The organism is Sphingomonas sp. P4_D12 (assembly GCF_056401895.1).
The window spans coordinates 18,826-44,188 of sequence record NZ_JBFUIL010000013.1 but is presented as its reverse complement, the minus strand read 5'-3'; the positions used below and the strand labels follow the sequence as shown (position 1 = coordinate 44,188).

Genomic DNA, 25,363 nt, shown 5'->3' with positions numbered 1-25,363 from the left:
GCGGCTGATGCCGTCGCCGATGGTCTGGCGTGGTGCGATCGTCGCCGGCGCCCTGGTGGCGGCGGCGGGGATCGTTCAGGCCGGAACCGCGCAATGGTTGGTGCGGAGCGATCCGGTCGCTGCCGCGAGCGTGGCGCCCTACGATGCGCGGATCGCGATGGCGGCCGCGCGCAAGCTGGTCGAGGACGGCCGCGGCGCGACCGATCCGTCGATCCGCGCGCTGACCCAGGCGACGCTGGCGCGCGATCTTACCCAGAATGCGGCGATCGAGTTTCGCGCGATCGACGTCGAGGCGGCGCGCAACCCGACGCGTACGGCGCAATTGTTCGACCTGTCCGACGCGATCAGCCGGCGCAGCCTGCCGACCCGATTGTGGCTGATCCAGCGCTCGGTCGATCGCGGCGATGTCGGCCATGCGCTGCGCGACTTCGACGTGGCGCTCCGGACCACGGCGGCAGCGGCGCCAACTTTGTTCCCGGTGCTGGCCGGCGCGACGAGCGACCCCGGCCTGGTCGCGCCGATCGCGCGGATGCTCGACCGGCCGAGCGACTGGCGGCTGATGTTCCTGAATTATGCCGTCGCCAATGGCGATAGCGACGGAGCGGCGGCCGTGCTCCTGCACATGCGCGATCGCGGTCTGGTTACCGGCAATGGCGTCGATCGCGCCTTGATCGCGCGGTTGGTGGACGAGCGCCGCTTCGCGTTGGCGGGCCGGGTGCGCGCTGCCTTCTCGAGCGGGAAAGAACAGCCGCGCCTGGTGGTCGACGGTGGCTTTGCTGACGCGACCGGAAGCTATCCTTTCGGCTGGAGCTTCACCGAACGCGGCGACATCGGCGCTGAGCGCAGCATCGCCGATGGCCGCCCTGCGCTTGGCTGGCGGTCGGAGCCGGGTCGGGGAGGGCAGGTCGCGGCGCAATTGCTGCTGCTTCCCCCGGGCAATTATCGGCTGGCCACGATGGCGGCGTCGGCGACACCGAACGACGCGCCTTATTGGTCGTTGACCTGCGGCGAGCAGGGTGGTGCGACACTCGCTCGGCTGGACGTGCCGTCAGCATCGAGCGCCGCGGCAGTCGTGGACGTCGCCGTCCCGGTGGGATGTGAAGGGCAATGGCTGACATTGACGCTGCGTCCCGGCGGCACCTCGGGCGAGCGGGCAGGCGCTATCGCATCAGTGGCGATCACTCGGCGATAGGCTTGAACCGGTACTGACCCCACAGGGTGATGCCGAGCGGGCGCGTCTTGTAGCCTGTCCCGAGCCGGCGGTAATTGCAGCGCGTCGCACTCGCGATCGACGCCGCATTGTCGTCGTCGGTCAACCACCACCACCGCCGCTCGCGATCGCCGAACAGGCGATGCGCTTCGCCGATGACCGCTGGCGCCAGTTTCTGGCCGCGCGCATCGGGTCTGGTCCAGATATTGCCGACTTCGAGATCGTCGGGCGCCATGAACGGCAAGCGGTGCCAACGTGGCGTTACCAGCAGGCGATGGACCAGGGTTCCGCCGTGCCAGACCGTAAGCTCGGTGAACTCATCGGTTGCGAAGAAGCCCAGCCGGTTGAGCAGCCACCAGACGAAATTCACCGGGGTGCGCGATCCGCGCGGGGGTAGACCGGGCTTGCCCGCTTGCCAGCGGCGCAAGGTCATGTCGGGCGGCAGGCGCAGGAGCGGCGGCGGCGGATCGCTCGGCCCGTGGCTGAAGAATATCATCACGTCGCCGGCTCCCGCGGCTGAGCGACCGGTAATGGCGCCGATCGTGCGCAAACGCGGCGCAGTTCGGGATCGGCGCCCCATCGTGCCAGGATCGCATCGACCCCGCGCAACGCGGCAGGCCGCGCGACGATCGCCAGCGCGGTCAGCCAGAGCAAGTGCAGGTCGGTGGAGATGTCGCCACGCTCGATGTAGAGCAGGCCCAACCGGCTCTTCCACGGCCTGATCAAGATGTCATAGGCGGAATCGGGATCGGCCGCGCTGTCGATGATATCGCCTTCGTCAGCGAAAACGATCGAGGACAAATCGGTAATGCCGGGGCGGATTTCGAGCAGTTTCAATTCGGCCGACGTGTAGCGATCGACGCCGCCCCGGCGCGTGTTGGGGCGCGGACCGACCAGGCTCATCTCGCCGATCAGCACGTTCCAGAATTGCGGCAGCTCGTCGATCTTCCAGCAACGCAGCTTGCGGCCTAGCGGGGTGATGCGCGGATCGCCGCGCGCGGTCGACGTGCCGCCGAGCGCTTCGGCATCCACCGCCATCGATCGGAGCTTGATCATCCTAAAGTCGCGATTGCCGCGGCCGACGCGAACCCCGCGATGGAGCGGCGACTGGCCGTCCTGCAGCCATATCGCGAGCATCGCGACCGCGAGGACCGGCGACGCCAGGGCGAGCAAGACGACTGAAACGACGACGTCGAACGCGCGCTTGGCCATCACAGAACCGCCCGGAGTGCGGCGAGCACCGCGGCGCGATCCATGCCGTAGCGCGCGCGCAGCCAGGCCTGGTCGCCGACGATGTCGGGGAAGCAGTCGGCCAGGCCGAGGCGCTGGAAGCTGCGCAACGCGACACCGCCATCGAGACAGGCCTCGGCGACCGCCGCGCCGAGCCCGCCGACGATATTGTGCTCCTCGAGCGTGACGACATGGCCGCAAATGCGCGCGGCATCGCAAATGGCGGCGGCGTCGAGCGGCTTGATCGTGTGGACGTCGATCACGCGCACCGCCGCGCCCTCCGCGGCAAGCGTATCGGCGGCGGCGACCGCTTCACCCAGGATGCCGCCGGTCGCGAAGATCACCGCGTCATCGCCATCGCGCACCTGCCGAGCCTCGCCCAGGATGACGTGGCCTTCGGGCAATCCGGCGCGGCTCTTGTCGATCCTGAGATAGGCGGGCCCGCCGCGCGCATGGAGCTGGCGGGCCAGTGCATAGGCCTGCCACGGATCCGAGGGTGCGACGACGGTCATATCGGGCAGCGCGCGCAGGATCGCGAGGTCCTCGGTCGCGAAATGCGACATGCCGAGCTGGCCGTAGGAAAAGCCGCCGCCGACCGCGACCACGGTGACGTCGGCATGATGGTAGCAGACGTCGTTGCGCAATTGTTCGAGGCACCGCAGCGTCGGGAAATTGCCGATCGAATAGGTATAACTGCGCGCGCCGGTCAGCGCCGCGCCGCACGCGATCGCGGTCATGTTCTGCTCGGCGACCCCGGCATTGACGTAATTGCCGGGGAAGCGCTCGATAAAGTCGGTCAGGACGCCGAAGCCCAGATCGCCATTGACCAGCAGCACGCGCGGATCCTCGCCGGCGAGCTCGGTCAGCGCGCGGACGAACGCGTCACGCATCGCGCGCCTCCACGCCCAGTTCGCGCATCGCCGCGGCGAATTCCTCGCCCTGCGGCGAGCGATAATGCCACAGCACCTGGTTCTCCATGAACGAGACACCGCGGCCCTTGATCGTATCGGCGATGATGCAGCTGGGTCGGTCGGTTTGTGTGGAGCGCGCGAGGGCGGCCTTGAGCGCCTGATGATCGTGCCCGTCGATCCGCTCGACCGCCCAGCCGAATGCGCGCCATTTGTCGGCAAAGGGTTCGAGTGCGATCGTCTCGGCGACGGGCGCGATGCTCTGCAATTTGTTGTAGTCGACGACCGCGCACAAATTGCCCAGGCGATGGTGCGCGGCGAACAGGATCGCTTCCCAATTCGACCCCTCGTCGCATTCGCCGTCGCTCAGCACGACATAGACGCGCTGGTCGCCGCCCATCCGGCGTAGCTGGAATGCCATGCCTGCGCCGATCCCCAGGCCATGGCCGAGCGATCCGGTCGAGAGTTCGACACCGGCGACCCCTTTGTGGCTGACATGGCCCGACAGGTTGGAGCCGTTGGCATAATGGTGGTCGAGATCGGCGAGCGGGAAGAAGCCACGCTCGGCAAGCGCCGCATAGACGCACGCCCCGGCATGGCCCTTGGACAGGATGAACCGGTCGCGGCCGGCCCAGCTCGAGTCGGTCGGATCGACGCGCAGCGTATCGCCGTAAAGCACCGCGATGATGTCGGCCATCGACAGGCACGATCCGACATGCGAGCTGCCGCCGCGACTGCACATGCGCACCACGTGGCGGCGCAATCGGAGCGCGAGGTCGACCGTATCGGGCGGCGCGATCGGCTCGATCTTCATGCGAAGAACCCCCGCACGCCGTCGATGACACGGCCGACCTGCGCATCGCTCAGCAAATGGTTCATCGGGATCAGCAGCGATCGTGCGAAGAAGCGGTCGGTACGCGGCAACAGCCGTTCGAGCCCCAGGTTGCGGAATTGGTGGATGCCGGTCCCGCCCCATTGCACGATCGTCCCGATTCCGAGATTGGTCAGATGGACGCGCAGCTTGTCGCGGCGGTCGCAGCACGTCTCGTAATTCTGGAAGACATCGAACCGCGTGGGATCGGCGTCGGGCGAGGGCGGCAAATCGAGTTCGGCAATCCCTTGGAACGCATCGTGATAACGTGCCGCGATCGCGCGTCGCCGGGCGATCGCCTGATCGTACCAGCCGAGCTTGTAGGTCAGGATCGCGGCGTGGAGATTGTCGATCCGCGCATTGGTTCCCCAGACCGCGCAGTCCGCCGGGATGATCTTGTCGGGCCCGGCGCCATGGTTGCGCATCGCCCGGACGCGCTCGGCGATGGCATCGTCATCGGTGACCAGCGCGCCGGCATCGCCGAAACAGCCCAAAGTCTTGGACGGATAGAAACTGAACGCTCCCCATTGGCCGAACCTGCCGGCCGGCACGCCGTCGATCGTCGCGCCGAGCGCCTGCGCCGCGTCCTCAACCACCAGCAGGCCGCGATCGTCGGCAATCGCCCGGATCGCTGCCATGTCGCAGACCCGCCCGTTGACGTGCACTGCCATGATCGCGCGGGTATAGGGCGTGATCGCGGCGCGGATTGCGTCGGGATCGATTAGCCAGTCGTGGTCCTTCAGTTCCACGGGCACCACCGTCCCGCCGGCGAAATGGATCGATTGCGCCGCCGCGATGAAGCCATGGCCGGGCATGATCACTTCGTCGCCCGGCTTGAGACCCGACGCGCGCAGGCCCAGCAGCATCGCATTAGTGCAGTCCGACAGGCCGATCGCGTGGCGTACGCCCAGATAGGCCGCGAGCGCCGCCTCGAACGCGTCGACCGCCGCTTGCAGGATGAATCCGCCCGCCGATGCGGTCTCGTCAACGATCCGGCGATATTCTTCGGCACGCTCGGCATAGAGTGCCTTCCAGTCGAAGAACGGGACTGGAAGCTCCCGCAATGACATGAACTCGCAACCCCTTACCGCGCACTAACGGGGCATGGCCCGCCGACTACGGAATTGGTGCCTGGTTACCCGGTCGCGGTTCAACGCGGGCCGGATCGGCGGGGGCGGAATGCGGATTCTCTATCTGACGCAATGGTTCGAACCCGAGCCCAATATCATCAAGGGGATTCACTTCGTCCGCGCGCTCGAGGCGGCGGGGCATCAGGTGACGGTCGTTACCGGCTTTCCCAATTATCCGACCGGGAAGATCTATCCCGGCTATCGGCTCCGGCTGGTCCAGTACGAAACGATCGAGGGCGTGCGCGTCGTCCGCCTGCCGCTTTATCCCAGCCACGACGCGTCGTCGCTGCGGCGGTCGCTTAACTTTCTATCGTTTTTCGTCTCGGCGATGCTCTACTGCCTGATCCGCGGCGGGCGGTACGACATGGCCTATGTCTATCATCCGCCGATCACGGTCGGGCTGGCGGCGGCAATCGGCGGCGGATTGCGCGGGTTGCCCTTCGTGCTCGATATCCAGGATCTGTGGCCAGACACGCTGGCGGCGACCGGCATGGCGGGCGCCGCGCGGATGGTAGGGCCGATCGGCGCGCTGTGCCGCTTCGTTTATGCCCGTGCGCGGGCGATCGTCGTCCAGTCCGAAGGGATGCGGCGCGCCCTGGTCGAGCGCGGCGTTCCCGACGCCAAGCTGACCGTGATCCGCAACTGGGCCGACGCCGAATTCGCCGAACGAGGTGTCGCGGAGACAACGGATCCCGGCCGCTTCACGATTGTCTATGGCGGCAATCTCGGCCGCGCCCAGGCACTCGAGACGGCGATCGACGCGGTTGCGATCGCAGCTCGCTACCGGCCCGAAATCGAGCTCGTGCTTTACGGCGACGGGGTCGATGCCGCCGCACTGCGCGATCGCGCCGCGGGCAACGCCGCGGTGCGGTTCGCCGGACGCGTGCCGCCAGAGCGGATCATCGGCGTCTTCGCTGCTGCCGACGCGTTGTTGCTTCACTTGCGCGACGATCCGCTGTTTGCGATCACCATCCCGTCCAAGACGCAATTCTATCTCGCGATGGGCCGGCCGATCGTCGCTGGCGTGGCGGGCGAAGCCGCCGACCTGTTACGGCGATCGGGCGCGGCGTTGGTCGCGCCGCCAGGGGATGCCGCGGCGCTGGCCCGCATCCTGGTCGAGATCGCAGGACTGCCGCGCGACCGGCGTGACGCGATGGGGGCGGCGGGCCGACGCTTTTATGCCGAGAATCTGGCGTTCGATCGCGGGATGACGCGAACCCTCGGCGTGATTGCGGGCACTAACCCGACAGCGATGACCAATTCACCGGCCCGGACGATTTGAGCCTGACGAGCGCCTTGCCGTTGCCCGGCGCGGGCGCCACCCGCGTCGTGCCGGTGGTCAGCCCGGCGGGAATCACGCGCGTGCCGCTGATGCTGGTGTTCGGCTATGTCGTCGGTACGTTCCTGCTGTTCCTCGCCTGGCCGGTGAACTGGCCGATCTATTATACCGCCGACTGGGTGCGACTGTTCTTCTATGTCGCCTTGTGCCTCACCGTGCTGTGGGTCGCGACGTTCACCGGGTCGGCGGGGCCGACGCGCGTGACGGCGCCGTTGCCCGGACTGGCGTTCTTCTTGCCGCTGGCCGCGCTCGTCGCGGTGCTGCTGCTGATCCCATCGAGCTTCGCTTATACCGGCAAGGCACCGTGGGAAGTGCTCGATGCATTGGCCGATCAGGGCGCGGCCTATCGCCGGTTCCAGCAACAGCTCCTCGCAACCGGTGGTCAACGCAACATGATCGTCATGGTGCGCGCGCTCACCGCACCGTTCGTCTATGCGATCCTGCCGCTCGGCATCATCCACTGGCAGCGGATCGGCTGGATCGGGCGTGCCTCGCTGGGTGTCGCGGTCGCAACATCGGTCATCTTCTCGATCCTGCGCGGCACCGACAAGGAGATCGCCGATCTGTTCGTGATCGGTGCGGCCGCGGCTCTCGTGTCATTCGGCCGCGCCCGTGCGATGGGGGAATCGGCGGGTGAATTGGTGCGCCGTTACTGGAAACCGGTGCTGATCGGGCTCGTCTTCCTCTATGTCGCGCAAGGGCTGTTCACCGATCGCAAGGAAGGGCGGCTGGGCAGCTATGTCAGCCGCACCGCGGTCTGCATCAACGACAGCCGGATCTGTGCCGATCTCGACAATCCGGCGATCAGCTGGCTGCCGCTCCGCCAGCGCTTCGGGCTGACGATCTTCATCCTGTCGACCTGTTCGGGCTATTACGGACTCGACCTCGCGATGGAGAAACCGTTCGAGCCGGCCTGGGGCGTCGGCCATTCGCCCGCCGCGCTCTCGGTCTATGAAGCCGCGACCGACGATCGCGGGCCGCATCTCAACACCTATACCTGGCGCAACGGCGCCGATCATTGGCCCGAAGAGAATTATTGGTCGACGCTGATCACCTGGATCGCGAACGATGTCGGCTTTGTCGGCGCCATCCCCGTCCTCGCACTGATCGGCTTCTTCTGGGGGCGCTGGTGGCGCGAAGCGGCGGCAGGGATGAACGACCCCGCCGCGGTGCTGTTTGCGCTGACGACGACGATGATCTTCTACCTGCCCGCCAACAACCAGGTGCTGGCGAGCTATGACGGCTATACGACGTTCGGGGCGTGGATCGCGATCTGGTTGTGGCATCGGTCGCGTCGGGCCCTTTCCGCGGCACTGCCCGCAGCGCTCCCGGCGACCTTGCCGGCGGCAATGGGTGCGCCGTCATAGTTCGTCGCCTGGCCTCGGTGCCGATCTTCTTCGGCGTGCGCATCGCGTCGGCGCTCGTCCTGCTGAAGCTCTCGGCGACGCATCTGCCGGTGCACGGCTTCACCGTGTTCGCGCAATTGATGGCGTTCGCCGCCTTGCTCAACCTGATCGCGGTCGGCGGCACGCAGAATGGCGTGATCCGCGAGGCTGCGGCGGCGGAAGATCACGCGGCACTTGGCGCGGTACACGGCGCGGCGCTGGCGATCTGGGCGATCGCGGCACCGGTGATCGGGCTGGGCGTGCTGATCGGCGCACCGGCGATCGCCGATTTGCTGATCGACGCCCCGCATCGCTGGCCGCTGATCGCAAGCCAGGCCGCGCTCGCGCTGGCGGCGGGCCCCGGGCAGATCTGGTGCAGCATCCTGTCGGGGCGCGGGCGCGCGAGCTTCAGTCTCGCGGCGCAGGCGGCGGGGCTGCTGGTCGCGACGGCGGCGGCGGCGTGGCTGATCTCGCGGCATCAAGCCGAGTTCGCCGCGCTGGCGTTCGCCGCCGGTCCGCTGCTGACCATGGCGCTCGCGTTCGTCTTCGCGCGACCGCTCCATCTGGCGCTGGCGCCTGCCGGCGTGGTCAGGACCGAGGCGCGGCGGCTGCTCGGCTATTCGGCGTCGATTGCCGCGACGACGGGATTTTCGGCGATCATGCTGTTCGGCCTGCGCTCGATCTATCGCGATCATTTCGGGGTGACGACGCTCGGCTATTGGATGGCGGCCAACCGGATATCGGACCTGTCGACGCAGTTCCTCGGACTGTTCATGGTGCAATTCTTCGTGCCGCACGTCGCGACCTTGACCGAGGATGCCCGGCGGCGGCGGTTGGTCGTGCAATGCGCCGCGGCGGGAACGGCAGTGATGGCGGGCGCATTGCTCGTCTTCACGCTCGGCGCGCCACTGCTTGTCCATCTGTTTCTGGCGGATACCTATCTGCCCGCGATCCCGGTGATCCGCACCTATATGATCGGCGACACGATGCGCGTGCTGGTGTCGCTGGCGATGTTCTCGGCGTTCGCGCGAGGGCGGCCGGGGCGCTACGCAGCGATCGAGATCGCGACGCTGGCGATGATGGCGGCGATCACCCTGACGCTGATCGGTATGGGCGATCCGCGCGCACCGCAGATCGGCTATGCGAGCGCTTATGCGCTGTCGGCGGGTATTGCGGTGCTGTTGTTCCTGACGCGACGCCGGCCCGGCGGCGCTGGAAACGCGATCAGGGCCGCGTCGCTGCTTCGATAGTCGCCACCGCGTGACGGACGTCGAACACCTCGTCGAGGCAGCGTGGTGCGTTGGTTCGCACCTCCTCACGGATTGCAGTATCCGTTGATAGCAATTCGGCCGTGCGATGGAATCCGCCGGGGTCATTGAACGAGACGGTCCGCCCAACGCGATATCCTTCCAGGATAGCGGGAAAGTCGCTGCCATGTTCGACCGCGGCAACCACCGGCAGGCCCGCCCGAAGATAGTCGATCGTCTTGGACGGGATGCTGAACGAGGTGACGCCGGGCACCGTCGCGACCATCCCGACATCGCAGGCGCCGAGCAGCTTCAGATAGTCGGCGCGCGGCACCGGCGGACGATACAGGACATTCGTGGCCCTGGCCGCCCGATCGCGGATCATCGGCGCCAGCCGACCGTCGCCGACGAACAGATAGCGAAGCGGCGATCCCGCGGCGTGCCCGGCCTCTGCCGCGCCCAGCATCTGATCGAACCCGCGGCCCTCGACCAATTGTCCGCCGAACACCGCGATCGGGGCATCGCTCGGCAGGTCGTACTGTCGCCGAATCGCAGCGCTATCGACCGGAGGTAGCGGCGTGGTATCGGCCCAGACGGGTGTCACCAGCACACGCTGATCGGGCCGTACGCGGTAATGCGCGCGCAGATAGGCTTCGTTGCCCGGTAATGTGCAGACGATCGCAGTGAACCGGTTCATCTCCCGCTGTTCCCACCACCGCGCGATACGAAAGGGCAGCCCGCCCGGCATCCGCCCGATCTCGCGATGATGGTCGGGAAAGAAGTCCCAGATGAACAACAGGCGATGCCTGATCCGTGCGCGATGGATCAGCGGCAACAGCGGCGCGATCGCGATCCCCGGCATCCAGGCAATCAGCGCGTCGAAACTCTCCAGATCGAAATGACGCCAGGCGACGCGGGCGGCGTGGCGGCCGCTCAGCACAAACTTGCTGGCATGGTACAGCAGGCCGGGGCCGCCCAGCGCCCGTGGCGCGCAGCGGACCACGCGGACGCCGCTATCGGTGAAGAAGGTCCGGGTCGGGCCGCCGGGCGCCGCGTGCCAGTCGAGGTGAAGCACGTCGACCTGGTGGCCCGCCGCGACCAGGGCATCGGCAAGCTCGGTCGTCAAATACGATTGCCCCGGCTCGACCGGGAATTGCATCGCGACCATCAGGAATCGCATGGCCGGGGCTCAATATTCCTTCCACACCGTGCGGCGGACGTAATCGGTGTAGCTCAGGATCAGCCGCACGACCTTTTCCGACACATCGGGCATGGCATAATCGGCGGGTAAGCGCGGCGGGGCGGTGCGCGCCGCCAGCATCGCCAGGCCCTGCAGCACGCGCTCTCGGCCAAGCCCGGTCAGCATCACGACCGCTTCCTCCATCGCCTCGGGGCGTTCGTGCGCGTCGCGGATGTTGAGCGCGGGAAAGCCCAGGATCGCCGCTTCCTCGCTGATCGTGCCGCTGTCCGACAGCACTGCGCGCGCATGAAGCTGGAGCGCATTGTAGTCGAGGAAGCCGAGCGGTTTCATCACTCTGACGCGCGGATCGAAGGCGATCCCGAGCACCTCGATCCGCTTGCGGGTACGCGGGTGCGCGCTGAACAGGATCGGCTCGTCGTGAAGCGCGGCGACCGCGCCGAGCGTGTCGGCCAGTTGGCGGAGGCGCTCGTCGCCATCGACATTCTCCTCGCGGTGGCAACTCACCACGACGTAGCGTCCGCGCTCGACCCCCAGCCGCGCGTGGACGTTCGACGCGTCGATGCCCGAGCGGTAATGGCTCAGCACCTCGAACATCGGGCTGCCGGTCTTGATCACGCGGTCGGCGGGAAAGCCCTCGGCGAGCAGATAGTCGCGGGCGATGGTCGAATAGGGCAGGTTGATGTCGGCACTGTGGTCGACGATCCGGCGGTTGATCTCCTCGGGCACGCGCTGGTCGAAACAGCGATTGCCTGCCTCCATGTGAAACACGGGAATGCGGCGGCGCTTGGCGGCGATCACCGCCAGGCAGCTGTTGGTGTCGCCCAGTACCAGCAGCGCGTCGGGCGCTTCGGCCGCCAGCACCTTGTCGGCGGCGATGATCACCTGGCCCATCGTCTCGGCGGCGGTGGCGCCGGCCGCGTCGAGGAAATGGTCGGGTGCGCGCAATGCCAGATCGTCGAAGAAAACCTGGTTGAGCTCATGGTCGTAATTCTGTCCGGTATGGACCAGCACATGATCGGTGTGACGGTCGAGCGCGGCGATGACGCGCGACAGGCGGATGATCTCGGGGCGGGTGCCCAGGATCGTCATCACTTTCAGCTTCTTGGTCATAGCGGTAGCGCCACGGTGTCGGGGCGGTCGCGATCGAACACCTCGTTGGCCCAGATGATGGCGACGAGCTCGTCGTCGCCGATATTGGTTACGTCATGGGTCCAGCCGGGGATGGTTTCGACCACCACCGGCTCGGCCGCCGAGGTGACGATTTCATGTTCGTCACCGCTCAGGATATGGCGAAAGCGAAACCGCGCCTCGCCGTGGACGACGAGGAATTTTTCGACCTTGGCGTGATGGTAATGCCCGCCGCGAGTCACGCCGGGATGCGCGGTGAAATAGGATGTCTGCCCGCTCGACGGCGTCTTGAGCATCTCGGTGAAGCTGCCGCGCGGATCGCGGTGCGCGACAAGGCGGTAGCTGAACGCGGCTTCGGGCAGGTACGAGATGAACGTCGCGTAGAGCGCACGCGACAAGCCGGTGCCGACGTCGCCGATTTCGCCGCTCGACCGGCGCGCAGCGAAACCGGCAATCAGGTCGGCGATCTCGCCGACACTGCTCGAATAGACCATTTCCGGGGCGACCACTCCGCTGGCTGTCGGCGGCGCGGCGATCAACGCGAGCCACTGGTCGATCAGATCGTCGATATGGAGCAGCCGCAACGGCGTGGCGCGGTCATGCACGTCGATCGGCAGCCCGCGCGCGATATTGTGGCAGAAGGTCGCGACCACCGAATTGTAATTGGGCCGCGCCCATTTGCCGAAGACATTGGGCAGCCGCCAGATCGATACCGTCGCTGCGTCGCCCAGGCCAAGCGCGACCTGTTCGCCCGCCAGCTTGCTGGCGCCGTAGGGCGTGTCCTCGACCGCCTTTTGCGACGAGGCCAGGATCACCAGCGGATGCCGGTCGCCGGCCGCGATCGCATCGGCCACCGACGCGGTATAATCGCGATTGCCGCGTAGGAAGTCGCCGGGATCGTCGGGCCGGTTGACGCCGGCAAGGTGGAAGACCACTGCGCTCGCGCCCACCGCCCGACGCGCATCGTCGACCGGAGTGTCGCGGGTGATCGGCAGGACCGGGTAATCGAGCTCGCTCAGCCGCACCGTCAGGTTGCGTCCGATGAAGCCGTTCGCCCCGGTGATCGCGACCGTCGGCCGCTCAGCTTTCATCGACCGTTTCTCCCGTCAGCACGCCGCGAACATAAGGCAGTCGGCCGAGCATGTCCGCCAGTTCCGCGACTTCTAGCTGGCGCGTATTGTGCGAATTGAAATCGTCGGCGCGCGACACCTGCTCCCGCCCGTCGCTGAAATAGGCATCGTAATTGAGGTCGCGATTGTCGGGCGCGACACGGAAATAGGCGCCGCGATCCTCGGCCACCGCCATTTCCTCGCGGCTCAGCAAGGTTTCGTGCTGCTTCTCGCCGTGGCGCGTGCCGATCACCCGGATCGGATGGTCGGGCCGGCCCATTACCGCGAGCACGGCGTGGGCGAGCTTCTCGATCGAGATGGCGGGCGCCTTCTGAACGAACAGATCGCCGTTACTGCCATGATCGAACGCGTAAAGGCAGAGGTCGACGGCCTCATCCAATGTCATGACAAACCGCGTCATCTCCGGGTCGGTGATGGTGATCGGCTGGCCGCGCAGCACTTGGCGCATGAACAAGGGCACGACCGAGCCGCGCGAGGCGAGCACATTGCCATAGCGCGTCGCGGAGATCGCTGTGCCGCTGCCTTCCGCCATCCTCGCCCGGGCGATCGCGACCTTTTCCATCAGCGCCTTGGACATGCCCATCGCGTTGACCGGATAGACTGCCTTGTCGGTCGACAGACAGACGACGCGCTTGACGCCGTTCCTGATCGCCGCGTCGAGCACATTGGCGGTGCCGGTGATGTTCGTCGCCACCGCTTCCAGCGGATGGAATTCGCATGACGGCACCTGTTTCAAGGCGGCGGCGTGATAGATGAAGTCGACGCCGCGGCTGATCATTTCCATCGCGCGCGCGTCGCGGACGTCGGCGATATGGTATTTGATCCGCGCGTCGTTGAACCGCAGGCGTTGGTCCTCCTGCTTTTTCTCGTCGCGGCTGACGATGCGGATCTCGGCGATCGGCTGCGCCAGCAGATGGCGCAGAATGGTCGTGCCGAACGACCCGGTCCCGCCGGTGATCATCAATGTCCTGTCCGTGAAATCCCCCATGCCGAGCGCCGGCGTCCTTTCCGTCTGTCCCGGTTGGTCGATCCCTCCATCCTTGGTGCCCGGCGCGCGGCGAAGCGTTCACCCCGGTTGAACTTGGCGGCGCGCACATGGCCACTAAGCCGATGTGACAGGGCGTTTGGACACGATCGCACTTCCCCGGTTGCCGCAACGGAGTCTGTCGTGACTCTGGCGCGGCCGCTCATGGCGCTGCGCCATTTTGCCGTGTCGCGGCCGCGTCCGACCAAGCGCTGGATTGCGATGCTGGTCGACGGCTGCCTGTGCGCGATCACTTGCTATGCCGCGGTTATCCTACGGCTGGGTTTCTGGCCCGAACGCGACACGCCGTTCGGCTTGCTGGTCGCGGTGTCGATCGCGATCGCTCTTCCGCTGTTCTGGGCATTGGGCCTGTATCGCGAGATCTTCAGCCAGGCGGGCATCCGCGCGATCGTCAACATCGCCCGCGCCTGTGCGATCTATACCTTGCCGTTCGCGACCGTGTTCACCGTGATCAGCGTGTTCGGCATCCCGCGCACGATCGTGCTGATACAGCCGATCCTGCTGTTCGTGGGCATCGCCGGATCGCGCGTGCTCGCGCGCTATTGGCTGTTCGACGTGGCGGGTGCCGGCCGCGCGCCGCACCGACGCGTGCTGATCTATGGCGCGGGGTCGGCCGGGCGCCAGCTCTCGGCCGCGATCGCGCAAAGCAGTGAGATGGCGGTGGTCGGCTATTTCGACGACAGCCCCGCCTTGATCGGCAGCGTACTCGACGGGCGCCGGATCCATCATCCGGCGCGGATCGCCGAGGTGGTCGAGCGGCTCGGCGCCGACGAAATCCTGCTCGCGGTGCCGTCCGCCTCACGCGCGCGGCGCAATCAGATCATCGCCGACGCGCTCAGCGCCAACGCCCGGATCCGGACGCTACCCGGGTTGATGGACATCGCGCACGGTCGGGTCGAAGTCACACAGTTGCGCGACGTCGAGATCGAGGATCTGCTCGGCCGCGCCTCGGTCGAACCGGACGTCGCGCTGATGCACGGTCACATTCACGGCAAGGTCGTGATGGTCACCGGGGCGGGAGGATCGATCGGCAGCGAATTGTGCCGCCAACTCGCCAGGCGCGACCTCGCGGCGCTGCTGCTGGTCGAGATCAGCGAGTTCGGACTGTACGAGATCCACCGCGAGCTCGCCGCGCGCTATCCATCGCTCAAGGTCGTCCCTTTGCTCGGGTCGGTTTGCGACGGCGCGCGGATGGACGAAATCATCGGCGCGTGGCGGCCCGATACGCTCTATCACGCCGCTGCTTACAAGCACGTGCCGCTCGTCGAGCACAATCCGGCCGAGGGCATCAGGACCAATGTGTTCGGCACCTGGACACTGGCGCGCGCGGCGGCGCGCTGGCGCATTCGCGATTTCGTGCTGATCAGCACCGACAAGGCCGTGCGGCCGACCAACGTGATGGGGGCGACCAAGCGCGCCGCCGAACTCGTGCTCCAGGCGCTCAATCAGGTGTCGCCGGGGACCAATTTCTCGATGGTGCGGTTCGGCAATGTGCTGGGGAGCAGCGGATCGGTCGTGCCGTTGTTCCGGCAACAGATCGCGGCGGGCGGCCCGGTGACGCTGACCGACCGCCGCATGACGCGCTATTTCATGACGGTGCCTGAAGCGGCCGAGTTGGTGCTCCAGGCCGGCGCGATGGCGCGCGGCGGCGACGTGTTCGTGCTCGACATGGGACAGCCGGTCCGGATTCTCGACCTGGCGCGCAACATGATCGAACTGGCTGGGCTGGCGGTGCGCAACATCGACAATCCGGGCGGCGACATCGACATTGTCGAGATCGGGCTGCGGCCAGGCGAAAAGCTCTATGAGGAATTGCTGATCGGCAACGATCCCGCACCGACCGATCACCCGCGCATCCTCAAGGCCGATGAGGGCTTCCTGCCGATCGACGCGCTCCATGCCCGGCTCGATCGGCTCGAAAACGTACTCGATGCCGCCAGCCGCGGGCAGCTGATCGCGGCGCTGACCGAGCTGGTGCCCGAATTCCGCTGCGAGGGCGGGGTGGCCGATTGGGTCTATCGCGAAGCCGGGACGCTACCGACGATGCCGGTCGCCACCGTGGCTTAGGTGGTGAGCCAAAAACGAGGGCGTCTGAAAATGGGTGGAAAGCGGTCGTCGCGAGAACCGGCTATTGGCAGCCCGCTGGCGCGACTTCGGAGTGACGCGGCGACACGATCAACTTGATGTTGCTGCCGGCCTTGCAGTCCCTCAACAGCTCTGGCGTCGTCTCAATCTGGCGCTCGGTTCCGTCGCTAGTAGCCACGACCAGGGTCGGATGATTCCCCAGATTGTCGGCATAAGTCCCGAACCGGACTACTTTCGCTGTTTCGTAGGTCTGCGGTGCCGACCTTCTCCAGACAAATGCCCCAGCAAGACCGAGGGCAAGAAGGCTGAAGATGACGATAGCTTTGAGTTCGTCCCGCCAGCCAAATGTCCGATCATACATTCCTGTATCTTATAGGTTCTTGGCACGTCCGCAATTGGGTCGCTTCCGGACTGGCCGCATTTGATGAGCCTAGCCTGGGGCTATTCCCGCGCGAACGCGCGATAAAGGATACGCATCGCGGCGACGAAGGCGTCGCCATCATGCTCTACCGCAAAAGCCTGGGCGTTGGCGGCGAGGCGCAGGCGCTCATCCTCGTCGCCCGCCAGCCGCTCGATCGCATCGGCTAGCGCCTCGGCGTCGCCGATCGGGACAGCGATCGCCGCATCCGGCGCCCAATCGGCGATCTGGCCGACCGACGTCCCGACCGTCGGCACACCCGCGACCGCGGCCTCGAGCGTGGCGATCGGCACGCCTTCGTGCCGCGAGCTCACCACCACCAGGTCGGCGTGCTCGATGAACGGGCGCACCGCAGCGTGTTCGACGAAACCGTGGAAGCGCACGCGATCGGCGAGTCCTAGTTCGCGGCAACGCCGCTGCACCGCGCCATCCAGCGTATCGAGCCCGATTACGTCGACCTCGAACGCCACGCCGCGCGTAGCCAGTATGTGCATGGCGCCGAGCAACGTCTCCTGGTCCTTCACCCGATTGAGATTGGCGACTTGGACGATGCGAAGTGGTGTGCCCGGCACGCGACGGATCGGCATGCGTGTCGGCCATTGGTCAAGCGAAACGCCGTAGCGGATGCAGGTTGCGTTGATTCCCAAAGCGGCGGCTTGCGAGCGCATCCACTCGCTTGGCACGATCACGCGCGTCGCCTGTCGAAGCGCCAGGTCGACCCAGAAGCGCCCGCGCCGGGTCAGCCGTGCGCCATAGCCGATGTCGGGCATCGCGCTGAGGTCGCCTCCCGGGAGCGTCAGCAACACCGGCACGCCAGTGAGCCGGGAGAACAGGGCCGCGGCGACGCCGGGCCCGCCCGCCCAGAAAGCATGGACGACGTCGAACCCGCCGCGGCGATGTTCGCCCAGCATCTGGCCGAGCGTCCGCAGGCGGCGCGGCCGCGCGCCGGCATTATGGACCTGGGCACCGAGCAGTGGCCATCGCGCGGGGAGCTTCTCCTGCTGGAGGGCGAAGACATGGACCTCGTCCTCCACCGCCAGGCGTTCTATCAGCCAGAGCAGGGCGGGAATTACCCGGCGCGTGCCCGACCGGTCGACGCCGCCAGGAACGACGATCGCGATCTTCATCGCTCGCGCTCGATCAGTTTGGCATAGATCGCGCAGAGCTGTGCGCCGACCCGGTCGAACGACAAATGCGCCTCGAAATGCTCGACGGCTCGACGTCGCAACGCCAGGCGATCCTGCCGTGCCAGCGCGACCAGCGAGCGGGCGAATCCCGCCGCGTCGCCGACCGGAACGAGCGCGCCGATCGATCCGGCGATCGCTCGGAACGGTGCGATGTCGCTGACGATCGGCGTGACGCCGCATGCCAGCGCTTCGATCAAGGCATAGCCCGATCCTTCGCGATGGCTGCCGAGCAGGAAGAAATCGCTGGCGTTGAGCAATGTCTCGATCCGCGCATGCGGCACGCGGCCCAGCAGGTGGACGCGCCCGGCCAATGCGGGCGACGCGGCGATCCGCGCCTCGACCTCGGCCAGCAAGGGTTGTTCGTGGAAGCAGCACCACAGTTTCAGGTGGGGAAGGTCGTGCGCCGCGATCTCGATCGCCGCCAGGACCGTCAACGGGTCCTTGTTGTCGTCGAGCCGACCCACCCACAGGACCGCCGGATCGCCCTCTATCCCGGTCCGGGCGCGCGCGGTCGCCTGACTGCCCGGGGAGAACCGCGTCGAGCTTTCGGGCACGGCGAAGACCGGGACGTTTGGCGACAGCTCGCCGGCATCGACGAACGGCCGAGCCTGTTCGGCCGTGGTGAAGGCGATGCCGGCGATATGCTCCAGCGCACGGCGCCGCTTGTTTCCACCAGCGCCCGCGCGGCTGGCATGGTCCTGCACCAGGATCGGCATGCCGAGCCGGTGCAGCGCGCGCATGTGGCGAGGGAAATCGAGTCCGTTCACGTGCAGCACGTCCGGCGCGGCCGCCCGAACCGCGCGCGCCAGCCGACCGGGCATTAGCCCGGTCGCGCGGCCGGGCAGCGCGGGTTCGGCGACGAAGCGATAGCGCACTCCGTCGCGAACGATCTCGGCATCGCGATGGAACGACTGGATTACGGTCACCTCGGCGCCGGCACGCTGCGTCGCGGTGGCGATGTCGGCGAGCGTCGGCCAGTCGGCGAGCAGGCGATCGGGGTCGATCTTCTCGCGCGGGCGAACGATGCCGATCTGGGTGACGCGGATCACCCGAACGCTTCCTGCAGCAGCGCGATCGCGGCGTCGGGATCTTGGGTGAGCCGGAGCCGCCACGCGCCGCGCGACGCGAGCGCAGCGACGGCTGCTGCCGATTCCTCGCGCAACAAATCGAAGCCGGGTTCGAGTTCAGCCAAATGCCGCGTCGCTTCCTCGGGCGCGATCGCGTCGAGTGCCGGCGTGTCGCCGCGCGCGAGCACGACCAGCGTCAAGTGATCGGCATATCGCGGGCCCGCCGGGAGCTGGACAGCCTGCTTCACCTTGCCACCGCGCAAGCGGGTTTCTTGATCCCCGGGCGGCGCGTCACGCGGAAAGACGTGGATCGGTCGCGGCACTCCCCAGACGCGCAGGCGCGCGCCGTGCTCGACATACAACGTGTCGTCCGACAGCACCGCCAGGCCGCGCGCCATCGCGGCGAGCGCGAGCGTGCTCTTGCCCGACCCACTGGCGCCCGCGAGCACCATCACCGTATCGCCGATCATCACGCCCGACGCATGAACCGGCGTCCGCCCGCGCCGCGTCGCCAGGAACAGCAGCAGCGGGTCGAGGATCTGATCGGCCAACATACCGGACGCATCGATCAACCGCGCCGGCACTCGACATCGCGCCGCGCCGGTCGTCGCATCTGCCTCTCCGCGGATTCCTTCGCCTTCGATCGTCAGGCGTGAACCTTCGACGCGGATCGCCGGACTTACCCAATCGGCAGGCCCGTCGTCGCGCGCGAGCCGGAGAGTGATTTCCGGTTCGGGCATCGGCGCTTCGATGAGCCAGTCGACAAGGGCCGCCCGAGCGGTCGCGAGCAAACGGGGATCGTCGGCGATGATCAGGGTCGCAATGCCAAACAGCGTCAGGTGGCAGTATCCGGCCTCGTCTTGCACCAATCCGTCCCCTGTTCGCGAGCCCGTCGGCGGCGTCCGAAAGGCGCACGCCGCGTGATTTTGTTCTCCCATTCGAACTTCATGGTTCATGACGCCAAGCAACAATCGAGAATGCGGCCTTATTCTCCGCTCTCGACGCTGATCGCCGCCGCCCTGGTGCGGCGCGAAGGGCATGCGGTCGCCTTGTTCGACGCGACCTTCGAACCCGGCATCGAGCGCTTCGAGGCGATGCTCGACACGGTCCGTCCCAAGGCGGTCGTCGTCATGGAGGACAATTTCAATTTCCTGACCAAGATGTGCACCACGGTGCGCCGCGACACCGCGCTGGCGATGATCCGCGCGGCCGCCGCGCGGGGCTGCCGCGTCGCTGCCAACGGGCCCGACGTCAGCGACAATCCGGCCATGTATCTGGGCGCGGGCGCCGACGCCGTAGTGCTGGGCGAGGGCGAGAGCGCGGTGCTCGAACTGGTCGACCATTGGGAACGCGGCATCGGTGAGATTGGCGATATTGCCGGGTTGATCCTGCCCGATCCCGGCGCGACCCGGCCGCGGCGTGCGCAGCAGGATCTCGATACCTTGCCGCACCCGGCCTGGGATCTGCTCGATATCGCCGCCTATCGCGCCGCCTGGACTGGCGCGCATGGTGAGTTTTCGTGGAACATCGCGACGTCGCGTGGCTGTCCCTATGCCTGCAATTGGTGCGCGAAACCGACCTTCGGCCGCCGCTACACGGTGCGATCGCCTGAAGACGTGGTGCGTGAGATGGCGCGGCTGAAGCGGGACGTCGCGCCGGATCATTTGTGGTTCACCGACGACATATTGGGCCTCGATATCGACTGGACCTGCGCGTTCGCCGACGAGGTTCGCCGCGCCGACGCGGCGATCCCCTTCACCATGCAATCGCGCGTCAACCTGATGACCGAACACAGCGTGGCGGCGTTGGCCGAAGCGGGCGCGCGAGAGGTGTGGCTGGGCGTGGAATCGGGGTCACAGAAGATTCTCGACGCGATGGACAAGGGTAGCAATGTCGAGGCCGCGCGCAGTGCGACGCGGACGCTCCAGGCGCATGGCATCAAGGCTTGCTGGTTCATCCAGCTCGGCTATCCGTCGGAAGGGTGGGAGGATCTGATCGCGACCCGCGACCTGATCCGCGACGAGGCGCCCGATGAGATCGGGGTGTCGGTTTCCTATCCTTTGCCCGGCACCGATTTCTACGAGCAGGTCCGCGCGCAACTTGGCCGGCAGCGTAACTGGAAGGATACCGGCGACCTGGCGATGCTGTTCCAGGGCACCTACGACACCACCTTCTACCGCAAGATCCGTGACCTCCTGCACCATGAGGTCGAACAAGGCGTGCGCGACGATGCGGCCTGGGTGCGGCTCGAGGAACTGACGCACGATCATCGGTCGCCGAGCCCGTTCCGCCTCGCCGTCGGGTCCTGACGCATGTCCGTGCGCGACCTGTCGCCCGCCGCTCTGGCCTTCGATTCGATCGCCGAGGGGTTCGACGCGCGGTTCACCCCATGGCTCAGCGTCGCCGCCCAGCGCCGCGCGGTGCGCGAGACGCTGGCGGCGACCTTCGCGCCGCGGTCGCGGTTGATCGAGCTCGGCGGCGGCACCGGGGACGATGCTTTGTGGATGGCCGGGCGCGGCTATCAGGTGCTGATGACCGATCCATCGCCCGCGATGGTCGGTGTCGCCTCGGCCAAGTTCGCCGGGCGCCCAATGCTCGCCGCGGAGGTCGCGCCGGCCGAGAATCTCTCCGGCATCGAGGGTATGTTCGACGGCGCCTGGTCGACCTTTGCCGGGCTCAATTGCGTCGCCGATCTCGCGTCGGTCGGGCAAGGACTGGCGCGCTTGCTGCGCCCGGGGGCGTCGGCGCTGCTGGTGGTGTTCGGGACGTGCTGCCCGGGCGAGATGCTGGTCGAGGCGCTGCGCGGGCGCCCGCGCAACATGTTCCGCCGCCGCGTGCGCGGGCCAGTGCCGGCACGGCTCAACGGGCATGATTTCACCGTGGTCTATCATCGCCGTCGCGATCTCGCCGCTGCGCTGTCGCCCTGGTTCGAGCCCGCCGGGCGCCAGGGCATCGGCGTGTTCGTCCCGCCGAGCGCAGCCGAGCCGTGGATCTCGCGCCACCCGCATCTGCTGGCCGGGCTCGATGCGCTCGACGACGCGCTGGGGCGGCCATTGGCGATATTCGGCGACCATATCCTCTATCGCTTCGTGCGGACGGAGGCGGCGGCGTGACCGAGGCGGCGCTTGCCCAATTCGCGGCCGATTATGCCGAGCATCGTGCCGCGGAGGGCAGGGGCTATGCCGGGGACGCGCTGCTCAGCCTGCCCTATCTGAAAGACGGCCCGTTTGCCGCGCAATGGGCAGTGCGCGCGCGCAGCTTCGAAGCGTTGATGGCGCGGATCGTCCGACCGCTTGCCGCGACGCGGGGGGCGCTCACCATGCTCGATCTCGGCGCGGGCAATTGCTGGCTGAGCTATCGTGTCGCGCTCGAAGGGCATCATGCCATCGCGATCGACATCCGCGACGACGCGGTTGATGGGTTGGGGGCCGGGTCACCTTTCGTCGCGCGGGCACCAGGCGGGATCGACCGCATCACCGCCTCGTTCGACGCCATCCCGCTCGATGCGGCGAGCGCCGATCTGGCGGTGTTCAACGCCGCGTTACACTATGCGACCGACCTGTCGGCGACGCTGACGGAGGCGGTGCGCGTGACGCGGCCGGGCGGCCGGATCATCATCCTCGATTCTCCCTTCTACACCCGCGAGCGCGACGGGCTGGCGATGGTCGCCGAGAAACGCGCGCAGGCGGCGCAGCATTTCGGCGCGCGCGCCGATAGCCTGCTTGGGCTGCCATTCATCGAATTCCTCACCCGCGATCGGTTGGCCGCGGCGCCTGAGCTCGATTGGCGGCGACATTGGATATTGTATCCAATCAGCTATGAACTGCGCCCAATCAAGGCTGCGTTGCGGCGGGCACGCGTGCCATCGCGGTTCGACCTCTGGGTCGCCGAACGGCCATGATCCTCTTGGTCAATCCACGCGCCACGCGCCCAGGCAACCGCCGTTTCCCACTATCGGTGATGGCGGTCGGTGCGGGACTGCCGGCACATCGCAGTTGGGAGATCGTCGACGGCAATCTGCCGCATATCGACCTGTTTGCGGCGATCTGCGACTGGGTCGAGACGCGCGCTGGCGGCAATGATCCGGTCACCGCGATCGCGCTGACGGTGATGCCGGGCCCGCAATTGGTCAGCGCGGTGCCGCTGTCGCGCGCGCTCAAGCAACGCTTCCCCGCCATCCCCATCATCTGGGGCGGCAATTTCGGCAGCCTCTATCCCGAGCCGGTGCTCAACGCGCCTTATGTCGATTGGGTGATCCGCGGGCAGGGGGAGAACGCTTTCGCCGAATTGCTCGACGCGATCGAGGGCAAGCGCGATCCGCGCACGATCGCCGGTATCGCTTTCCGCGAGCCCGACGGGACCCATTTCAAGGCGCCCGAGCGGATCTGGCTCGGTCCCGACGATCTGCCCGAGCCGCCCTATCACAAGATCGACGTCGCCCAGTATCTCCACCCGACCTTTCTCGGCCGCAAATCGGGAGTCTATCAGGCGTCGATCGGCTGCCCGTTCGGGTGCAATTTCTGCGGCGTGATCTCGGTGTTCGGGCGGCGCGAGAAGGTCCAGTCACCCGCCCGCACGGCCGAGCACCTCCGTTTCCTGTCGCGCGATTACGGGATGGATTCGGTCCATTTCTACGACAACAATTTCTTCCTCAACGAACCGCACGCGCGCGAGATCGCCGCCGCCTTCGCGCCGCTCGGGCTGCGCTGGTGGTGCGAAGCGCGGGTCGACACGCTGACGCGCTTTTCCGACGACACCTGGCGCAAGCTGAAGGCAGCCGGATTGACGATGGTGTTCTGCGGCGCCGAATCCGGGTCGGACGAAATCCTCAAGAAGATGAACAAGGGCACGACCACCGATCAGATCGTGCAGACCGCCGCCAAGTGTCGCGAACATGGCATCATTCCCGAATTCTCGTTCGTGTTCGGCGATCCCGACGAGCCCGAGCGCGAGATCGAGAATACGCTGACCTTCATCCGCAAGCTGAAGGTCATCAACCCGGCGATGGAGTTGATCAGCTATTTCTACACGCCGACGCCGCAGCGCCGCGACACTTATGGCGATATCGATCCGCTGGCGGGCACGCCCGAGACGCTCGAGGAATGGATCGAGCCCGAATGGGTGACATGGATGACGCACGAAAACCCGCACACGCCGTGGCTCGAGCAACGGCTGAAGACGCGGGTCGACGATTTCGAACTGGTGCTCAAGAGCCGCTTCCCCTCGGTCCACGATCGCCGCACGCGCGCCTGGGGCAAGGCGCTGGGGCAGATCGCGGCGCGGCGGCGTTGGGCGCGCGAGGATTATGCCGAGCCGCATTTCCTGCGCCGCATCCGTAAACTCGCGCGGATCGTGCCGGACGACGATCAGCTCTACGGGCATTTGCGGCCCTCCGCGGAGTCAGTCGCGACCGAAGCTGCCGAGTAACTGCCAGGCGCGCGCGCGATAGATTTCAAGGCTGCGTCGGAGCGATGCGTGCGGGACGAGATCGGCGGCGATCTGCCGAGCCCAGCCCTCCATCCCGCGCGTCCACATGAAATGCATGGCCAGGGACGGCCGCCCGATGCGTTGGGCAGTCGCCGGGGTGAGGCGCCGGACGATCCCCACCGCGCGGCGCGACGCCGCACGCGCACTTTCCGACAGGATATGGCGAGGTATCGTCCCGGGGGCCAGCTGTTCAGCAAAGGCCAACGCGGGATAAGCGTAGCCGAAGGCGTCGGCGGCGGTAGCGAGCGCTGCGAAGTCGGGCCACGACAGGCGACCCGACGCCGTATCATTGCGAATGACCAGCACCAGTTCGACCAACCGCAACAAGGTCAGATTGTGCAGCCCGTGCCCGGCATGGACCGCGAGGTGCAAGGCGAGCAGCGGCTGGTCGAGCGTGTAGCCAGCTTCCCTGCCGGCCCAGCGGCGCCCGCTCTGCATCGGCTGACCGAGATCTAGCCGTGCGATCGGAGCGCCAGGCGCTGGAGCGATGTCGAGCGAGTGGTGGAGGTCGACGGTCCAGGGATCGTCGCGATGGACCAGATAGAGTGACGCTGGCTGAGTCGCGGCAGCTCTCTCGCGCCAGCTGCTTTCGAACGTGCCGCGCGATGCCGGCACAAGACCGCGGGACGATAGGACCCGCTCGGCCGCGGCCCGTTTGCTGCGCTCGACCAGGAGATCGATATCCGATGCGGGGCGGGTTCCGGGAGCGGGAAAATACGCGCTTTCGGTATGAAGTCCCTTGAGCACTATTGATTTGATTCCGGCCGAATCGAGTGTGGCGGTGATCGCGGTACAGGCCAGGCGCAACCGCCCCGCGCGGTCGCGATTGTGGCGCAGATGCTCACGTAGAGTCGCGGCAATCGCATCTGGAGCGGAAATCAGCCCGCGGTCGACCCACCAGCCGAGTAATGGCCCCATGCCCGACACATAGCCGGCAAGCCCGATTGCTGCGGCGTCGCTGGTCAGTTCGGCCGCATCCCCAGCCAGGACTTGATGCGTCACGGTTGCGAGCTGTTCCATTGCCGCTTGGCGCCGCGCTCGATCCACCTCGGGCCACAGCCATATCGGATTGCCGCGCACACCCGCGCGCCGCAGCCGCGATCCGATCTCCTCCGTCGTGATGATGGGCATAGCGCGGGACAAACCACCGTCGGCGGCTCCATAGCACGGTTCCGTCTCCGGCATTGGGCCGGCGATAATCTCTCTATCTGCGGCCATCCGCTCGTTGGTGGTTGTAATCGGACACTTAGTTCAACGCGGGGCCGCGACTTGCATGGGATTGTATGCACGTCCGC

General features: G+C 66.9%; 23 protein-coding genes. 9 read left to right on the top strand and 14 right to left on the bottom strand.

Annotated elements, in window-relative coordinates; all coding sequences use genetic code 11:
• Nucleotides 1–7 precede the first annotated feature (7 nt).
• The gene (locus tag AC1DSD_RS20780) at nt 8–1,192 is read left to right on the top strand and encodes a hypothetical protein (protein WP_478032759.1); all 1,185 of its coding nucleotides are present in this window, start codon (nt 8–10) and stop codon (nt 1,190–1,192) included.
• Here the strand turns inward: AC1DSD_RS20780 and AC1DSD_RS20775 are convergent.
• The 5 genes from AC1DSD_RS20775 to AC1DSD_RS20755 are packed head-to-tail and all read right to left on the bottom strand — an operon-like array spanning nt 1,179 to nt 5,289.
• Entirely contained in the window at nt 1,179–1,706 is a 528-nt protein-coding gene (locus AC1DSD_RS20775) for a GNAT family N-acetyltransferase (RefSeq protein ID WP_478032772.1), read from the bottom strand. The genes AC1DSD_RS20780 and AC1DSD_RS20775 overlap by 14 nt on opposite strands.
• A complete protein-coding gene (locus AC1DSD_RS20770) occupies nt 1,706–2,422 on the bottom strand; it encodes a sugar transferase (RefSeq protein ID WP_478032757.1) in 717 nt (238 codons plus the stop codon). The genes AC1DSD_RS20775 and AC1DSD_RS20770 overlap by 1 nt, the downstream gene beginning before the upstream one ends.
• Entirely contained in the window at nt 2,422–3,330 is a 909-nt protein-coding gene (locus AC1DSD_RS20765) for a transketolase family protein (protein ID WP_478032756.1), read from the bottom strand. The genes AC1DSD_RS20770 and AC1DSD_RS20765 overlap by 1 nt, the downstream gene beginning before the upstream one ends.
• Nucleotides 3,323–4,162 (bottom strand): transketolase, encoded by an 840-nt coding sequence (locus AC1DSD_RS20760; RefSeq protein WP_478032755.1) that lies wholly within the window; start codon nt 4,160–4,162, stop codon nt 3,323–3,325. Before AC1DSD_RS20760 ends, AC1DSD_RS20765 begins: the two co-directional genes overlap by 8 nt.
• Nucleotides 4,159–5,289 (bottom strand): DegT/DnrJ/EryC1/StrS family aminotransferase, encoded by a 1,131-nt coding sequence (locus tag AC1DSD_RS20755; protein WP_478032753.1) that lies wholly within the window; start codon nt 5,287–5,289, stop codon nt 4,159–4,161. The genes AC1DSD_RS20760 and AC1DSD_RS20755 overlap by 4 nt, the downstream gene beginning before the upstream one ends.
• Nucleotides 5,290–5,398: 109 nt before the next feature.
• Between AC1DSD_RS20755 and AC1DSD_RS20750 the strand changes: the two genes are divergently transcribed.
• The 3 genes from AC1DSD_RS20750 to AC1DSD_RS20740 are packed head-to-tail and all read left to right on the top strand — an operon-like array spanning nt 5,399 to nt 9,323.
• Nucleotides 5,399–6,631 (top strand): glycosyltransferase family 4 protein, encoded by a 1,233-nt coding sequence (locus AC1DSD_RS20750; RefSeq protein WP_478032751.1) that lies wholly within the window; start codon nt 5,399–5,401, stop codon nt 6,629–6,631.
• Nucleotides 6,628–8,055: a hypothetical protein gene (locus AC1DSD_RS20745; RefSeq protein WP_478032749.1), complete on the top strand. Its 1,428-nt coding sequence runs from the start codon at nt 6,628–6,630 to the stop codon at nt 8,053–8,055. The genes AC1DSD_RS20750 and AC1DSD_RS20745 overlap by 4 nt, the downstream gene beginning before the upstream one ends.
• A complete protein-coding gene (locus tag AC1DSD_RS20740) occupies nt 7,950–9,323 on the top strand; it encodes an oligosaccharide flippase family protein (protein WP_478032747.1) in 1,374 nt (457 codons plus the stop codon). Before AC1DSD_RS20745 ends, AC1DSD_RS20740 begins: the two co-directional genes overlap by 106 nt.
• Here AC1DSD_RS20740 and AC1DSD_RS20735 read toward each other — a convergent pair.
• The 4 genes from AC1DSD_RS20735 to AC1DSD_RS20720 are packed head-to-tail and all read right to left on the bottom strand — an operon-like array spanning nt 9,298 to nt 13,767.
• Nucleotides 9,298–10,500 (bottom strand): glycosyltransferase family 4 protein, encoded by a 1,203-nt coding sequence (locus AC1DSD_RS20735; protein ID WP_478032746.1) that lies wholly within the window; start codon nt 10,498–10,500, stop codon nt 9,298–9,300. The genes AC1DSD_RS20740 and AC1DSD_RS20735 overlap by 26 nt on opposite strands.
• 9 nt (nt 10,501–10,509) lie before the next feature.
• The gene (gene wecB, locus AC1DSD_RS20730) at nt 10,510–11,631 is read right to left on the bottom strand and encodes a non-hydrolyzing UDP-N-acetylglucosamine 2-epimerase (RefSeq protein WP_478032744.1); all 1,122 of its coding nucleotides are present in this window, start codon (nt 11,629–11,631) and stop codon (nt 10,510–10,512) included.
• A complete protein-coding gene (locus tag AC1DSD_RS20725; RefSeq protein WP_478032742.1) occupies nt 11,628–12,740 on the bottom strand; it encodes a polysaccharide biosynthesis C-terminal domain-containing protein in 1,113 nt (370 codons plus the stop codon). The genes wecB and AC1DSD_RS20725 overlap by 4 nt, the downstream gene beginning before the upstream one ends.
• Nucleotides 12,730–13,767, bottom strand: coding sequence for a polysaccharide biosynthesis protein (locus tag AC1DSD_RS20720; protein WP_478032740.1), 1,038 nt, complete (start codon nt 13,765–13,767; stop codon nt 12,730–12,732). The genes AC1DSD_RS20725 and AC1DSD_RS20720 overlap by 11 nt, the downstream gene beginning before the upstream one ends.
• Before the next feature lie 180 nt (nt 13,768–13,947).
• On the opposite strand from AC1DSD_RS20720, the gene AC1DSD_RS20715 reads away from it, so the two are divergent.
• Nucleotides 13,948–15,891 carry a polysaccharide biosynthesis protein gene (locus tag AC1DSD_RS20715; RefSeq protein ID WP_478032738.1) on the top strand — a complete coding sequence of 648 codons (1,944 nt, stop codon included), beginning with the start codon at nt 13,948–13,950 and terminating at the stop codon, nt 15,889–15,891.
• Between the two features lie 61 nt (nt 15,892–15,952).
• Here the strand turns inward: AC1DSD_RS20715 and AC1DSD_RS20710 are convergent, their stop codons facing one another.
• The 4 genes from AC1DSD_RS20710 to AC1DSD_RS20695 form a co-directional block, all read right to left on the bottom strand.
• A complete protein-coding gene (locus AC1DSD_RS20710; protein WP_478032736.1) occupies nt 15,953–16,270 on the bottom strand; it encodes a hypothetical protein in 318 nt (105 codons plus the stop codon).
• Between the two features lie 80 nt (nt 16,271–16,350).
• Complete coding sequence (locus AC1DSD_RS20705) at nt 16,351–17,454, bottom strand: glycosyltransferase family 4 protein (RefSeq protein WP_478032734.1); 1,104 nt, start codon at nt 17,452–17,454, stop codon at nt 16,351–16,353.
• Nucleotides 17,451–18,563: a glycosyltransferase family 4 protein gene (locus tag AC1DSD_RS20700; protein ID WP_478032732.1), complete on the bottom strand. Its 1,113-nt coding sequence runs from the start codon at nt 18,561–18,563 to the stop codon at nt 17,451–17,453. Before AC1DSD_RS20700 ends, AC1DSD_RS20705 begins: the two co-directional genes overlap by 4 nt.
• The gene (locus tag AC1DSD_RS20695) at nt 18,560–19,447 is read right to left on the bottom strand and encodes a hypothetical protein (protein ID WP_478032730.1); all 888 of its coding nucleotides are present in this window, start codon (nt 19,445–19,447) and stop codon (nt 18,560–18,562) included. The genes AC1DSD_RS20700 and AC1DSD_RS20695 overlap by 4 nt, the downstream gene beginning before the upstream one ends.
• A 54-nt stretch (nt 19,448–19,501) precedes the next feature.
• Between AC1DSD_RS20695 and AC1DSD_RS20690 the strand changes: the two genes are divergently transcribed.
• Genes AC1DSD_RS20690 through AC1DSD_RS20675 form a run of 4 tightly spaced genes read left to right on the top strand, consistent with a single transcriptional unit; the run spans nt 19,502 to nt 24,008 of the window.
• Nucleotides 19,502–20,890 (top strand): B12-binding domain-containing radical SAM protein, encoded by a 1,389-nt coding sequence (locus AC1DSD_RS20690; RefSeq protein ID WP_478032728.1) that lies wholly within the window; start codon nt 19,502–19,504, stop codon nt 20,888–20,890.
• A gap of 3 nt (nt 20,891–20,893) precedes the next feature.
• Entirely contained in the window at nt 20,894–21,694 is an 801-nt protein-coding gene (locus AC1DSD_RS20685) for a class I SAM-dependent methyltransferase (protein ID WP_478032726.1), read from the top strand.
• On the top strand, nt 21,691–22,482 hold the full coding sequence (locus AC1DSD_RS20680; protein ID WP_478032724.1) for a class I SAM-dependent methyltransferase: 792 nt from the start codon (nt 21,691–21,693) through the stop codon (nt 22,480–22,482). Before AC1DSD_RS20685 ends, AC1DSD_RS20680 begins: the two co-directional genes overlap by 4 nt.
• A complete protein-coding gene (locus AC1DSD_RS20675) occupies nt 22,479–24,008 on the top strand; it encodes a B12-binding domain-containing radical SAM protein (RefSeq protein WP_478032723.1) in 1,530 nt (509 codons plus the stop codon). Before AC1DSD_RS20680 ends, AC1DSD_RS20675 begins: the two co-directional genes overlap by 4 nt.
• Here AC1DSD_RS20675 and AC1DSD_RS20670 read toward each other — a convergent pair.
• Nucleotides 23,982–25,088, bottom strand: a complete 1,107-nt coding sequence (locus AC1DSD_RS20670; protein WP_478032722.1) for a nucleotidyltransferase family protein — start codon at nt 25,086–25,088, stop codon at nt 23,982–23,984. The two genes, AC1DSD_RS20675 and AC1DSD_RS20670, sit on opposite strands and share 27 nt — an antisense overlap.
• Between the last annotated feature and the right edge of the window lie 275 nt (nt 25,089–25,363).

What these genes read in the sequence shown, in the direction of transcription:
- AC1DSD_RS20780 (WP_478032759.1), top strand. Translation starts at nt 8, where the DNA reads ATGCCGTCGCCGATGGTCTGGCGTGGTGCGATCGTCGCCGGCGCCCTG.
- AC1DSD_RS20775 (WP_478032772.1), bottom strand. Translation starts at nt 1,706, where the DNA reads ATGATATTCTTCAGCCACGGGCCGAGCGATCCGCCGCCGCCGCTCCTG.
- AC1DSD_RS20770 (WP_478032757.1), bottom strand. Translation starts at nt 2,422, where the DNA reads ATGGCCAAGCGCGCGTTCGACGTCGTCGTTTCAGTCGTCTTGCTCGCC.
- AC1DSD_RS20765 (WP_478032756.1), bottom strand. Translation starts at nt 3,330, where the DNA reads ATGCGTGACGCGTTCGTCCGCGCGCTGACCGAGCTCGCCGGCGAGGAT.
- AC1DSD_RS20760 (WP_478032755.1), bottom strand. Translation starts at nt 4,162, where the DNA reads ATGAAGATCGAGCCGATCGCGCCGCCCGATACGGTCGACCTCGCGCTC.
- AC1DSD_RS20755 (WP_478032753.1), bottom strand. Translation starts at nt 5,289, where the DNA reads ATGTCATTGCGGGAGCTTCCAGTCCCGTTCTTCGACTGGAAGGCACTC.
- AC1DSD_RS20750 (WP_478032751.1), top strand. Translation starts at nt 5,399, where the DNA reads ATGCGGATTCTCTATCTGACGCAATGGTTCGAACCCGAGCCCAATATC.
- AC1DSD_RS20735 (WP_478032746.1), bottom strand. Translation starts at nt 10,500, where the DNA reads ATGCGATTCCTGATGGTCGCGATGCAATTCCCGGTCGAGCCGGGGCAA.
- wecB (WP_478032744.1), bottom strand. Translation starts at nt 11,631, where the DNA reads ATGACCAAGAAGCTGAAAGTGATGACGATCCTGGGCACCCGCCCCGAG.
- AC1DSD_RS20725 (WP_478032742.1), bottom strand. Translation starts at nt 12,740, where the DNA reads ATGAAAGCTGAGCGGCCGACGGTCGCGATCACCGGGGCGAACGGCTTC.
- AC1DSD_RS20720 (WP_478032740.1), bottom strand. Translation starts at nt 13,767, where the DNA reads ATGGGGGATTTCACGGACAGGACATTGATGATCACCGGCGGGACCGGG.
- AC1DSD_RS20710 (WP_478032736.1), bottom strand. Translation starts at nt 16,270, where the DNA reads ATGTATGATCGGACATTTGGCTGGCGGGACGAACTCAAAGCTATCGTC.
- AC1DSD_RS20705 (WP_478032734.1), bottom strand. Translation starts at nt 17,454, where the DNA reads ATGAAGATCGCGATCGTCGTTCCTGGCGGCGTCGACCGGTCGGGCACG.
- AC1DSD_RS20685 (WP_478032726.1), top strand. Translation starts at nt 20,894, where the DNA reads ATGTCCGTGCGCGACCTGTCGCCCGCCGCTCTGGCCTTCGATTCGATC.
- AC1DSD_RS20675 (WP_478032723.1), top strand. Translation starts at nt 22,479, where the DNA reads ATGATCCTCTTGGTCAATCCACGCGCCACGCGCCCAGGCAACCGCCGT.
- AC1DSD_RS20670 (WP_478032722.1), bottom strand. Translation starts at nt 25,088, where the DNA reads ATGGAACAGCTCGCAACCGTGACGCATCAAGTCCTGGCTGGGGATGCG.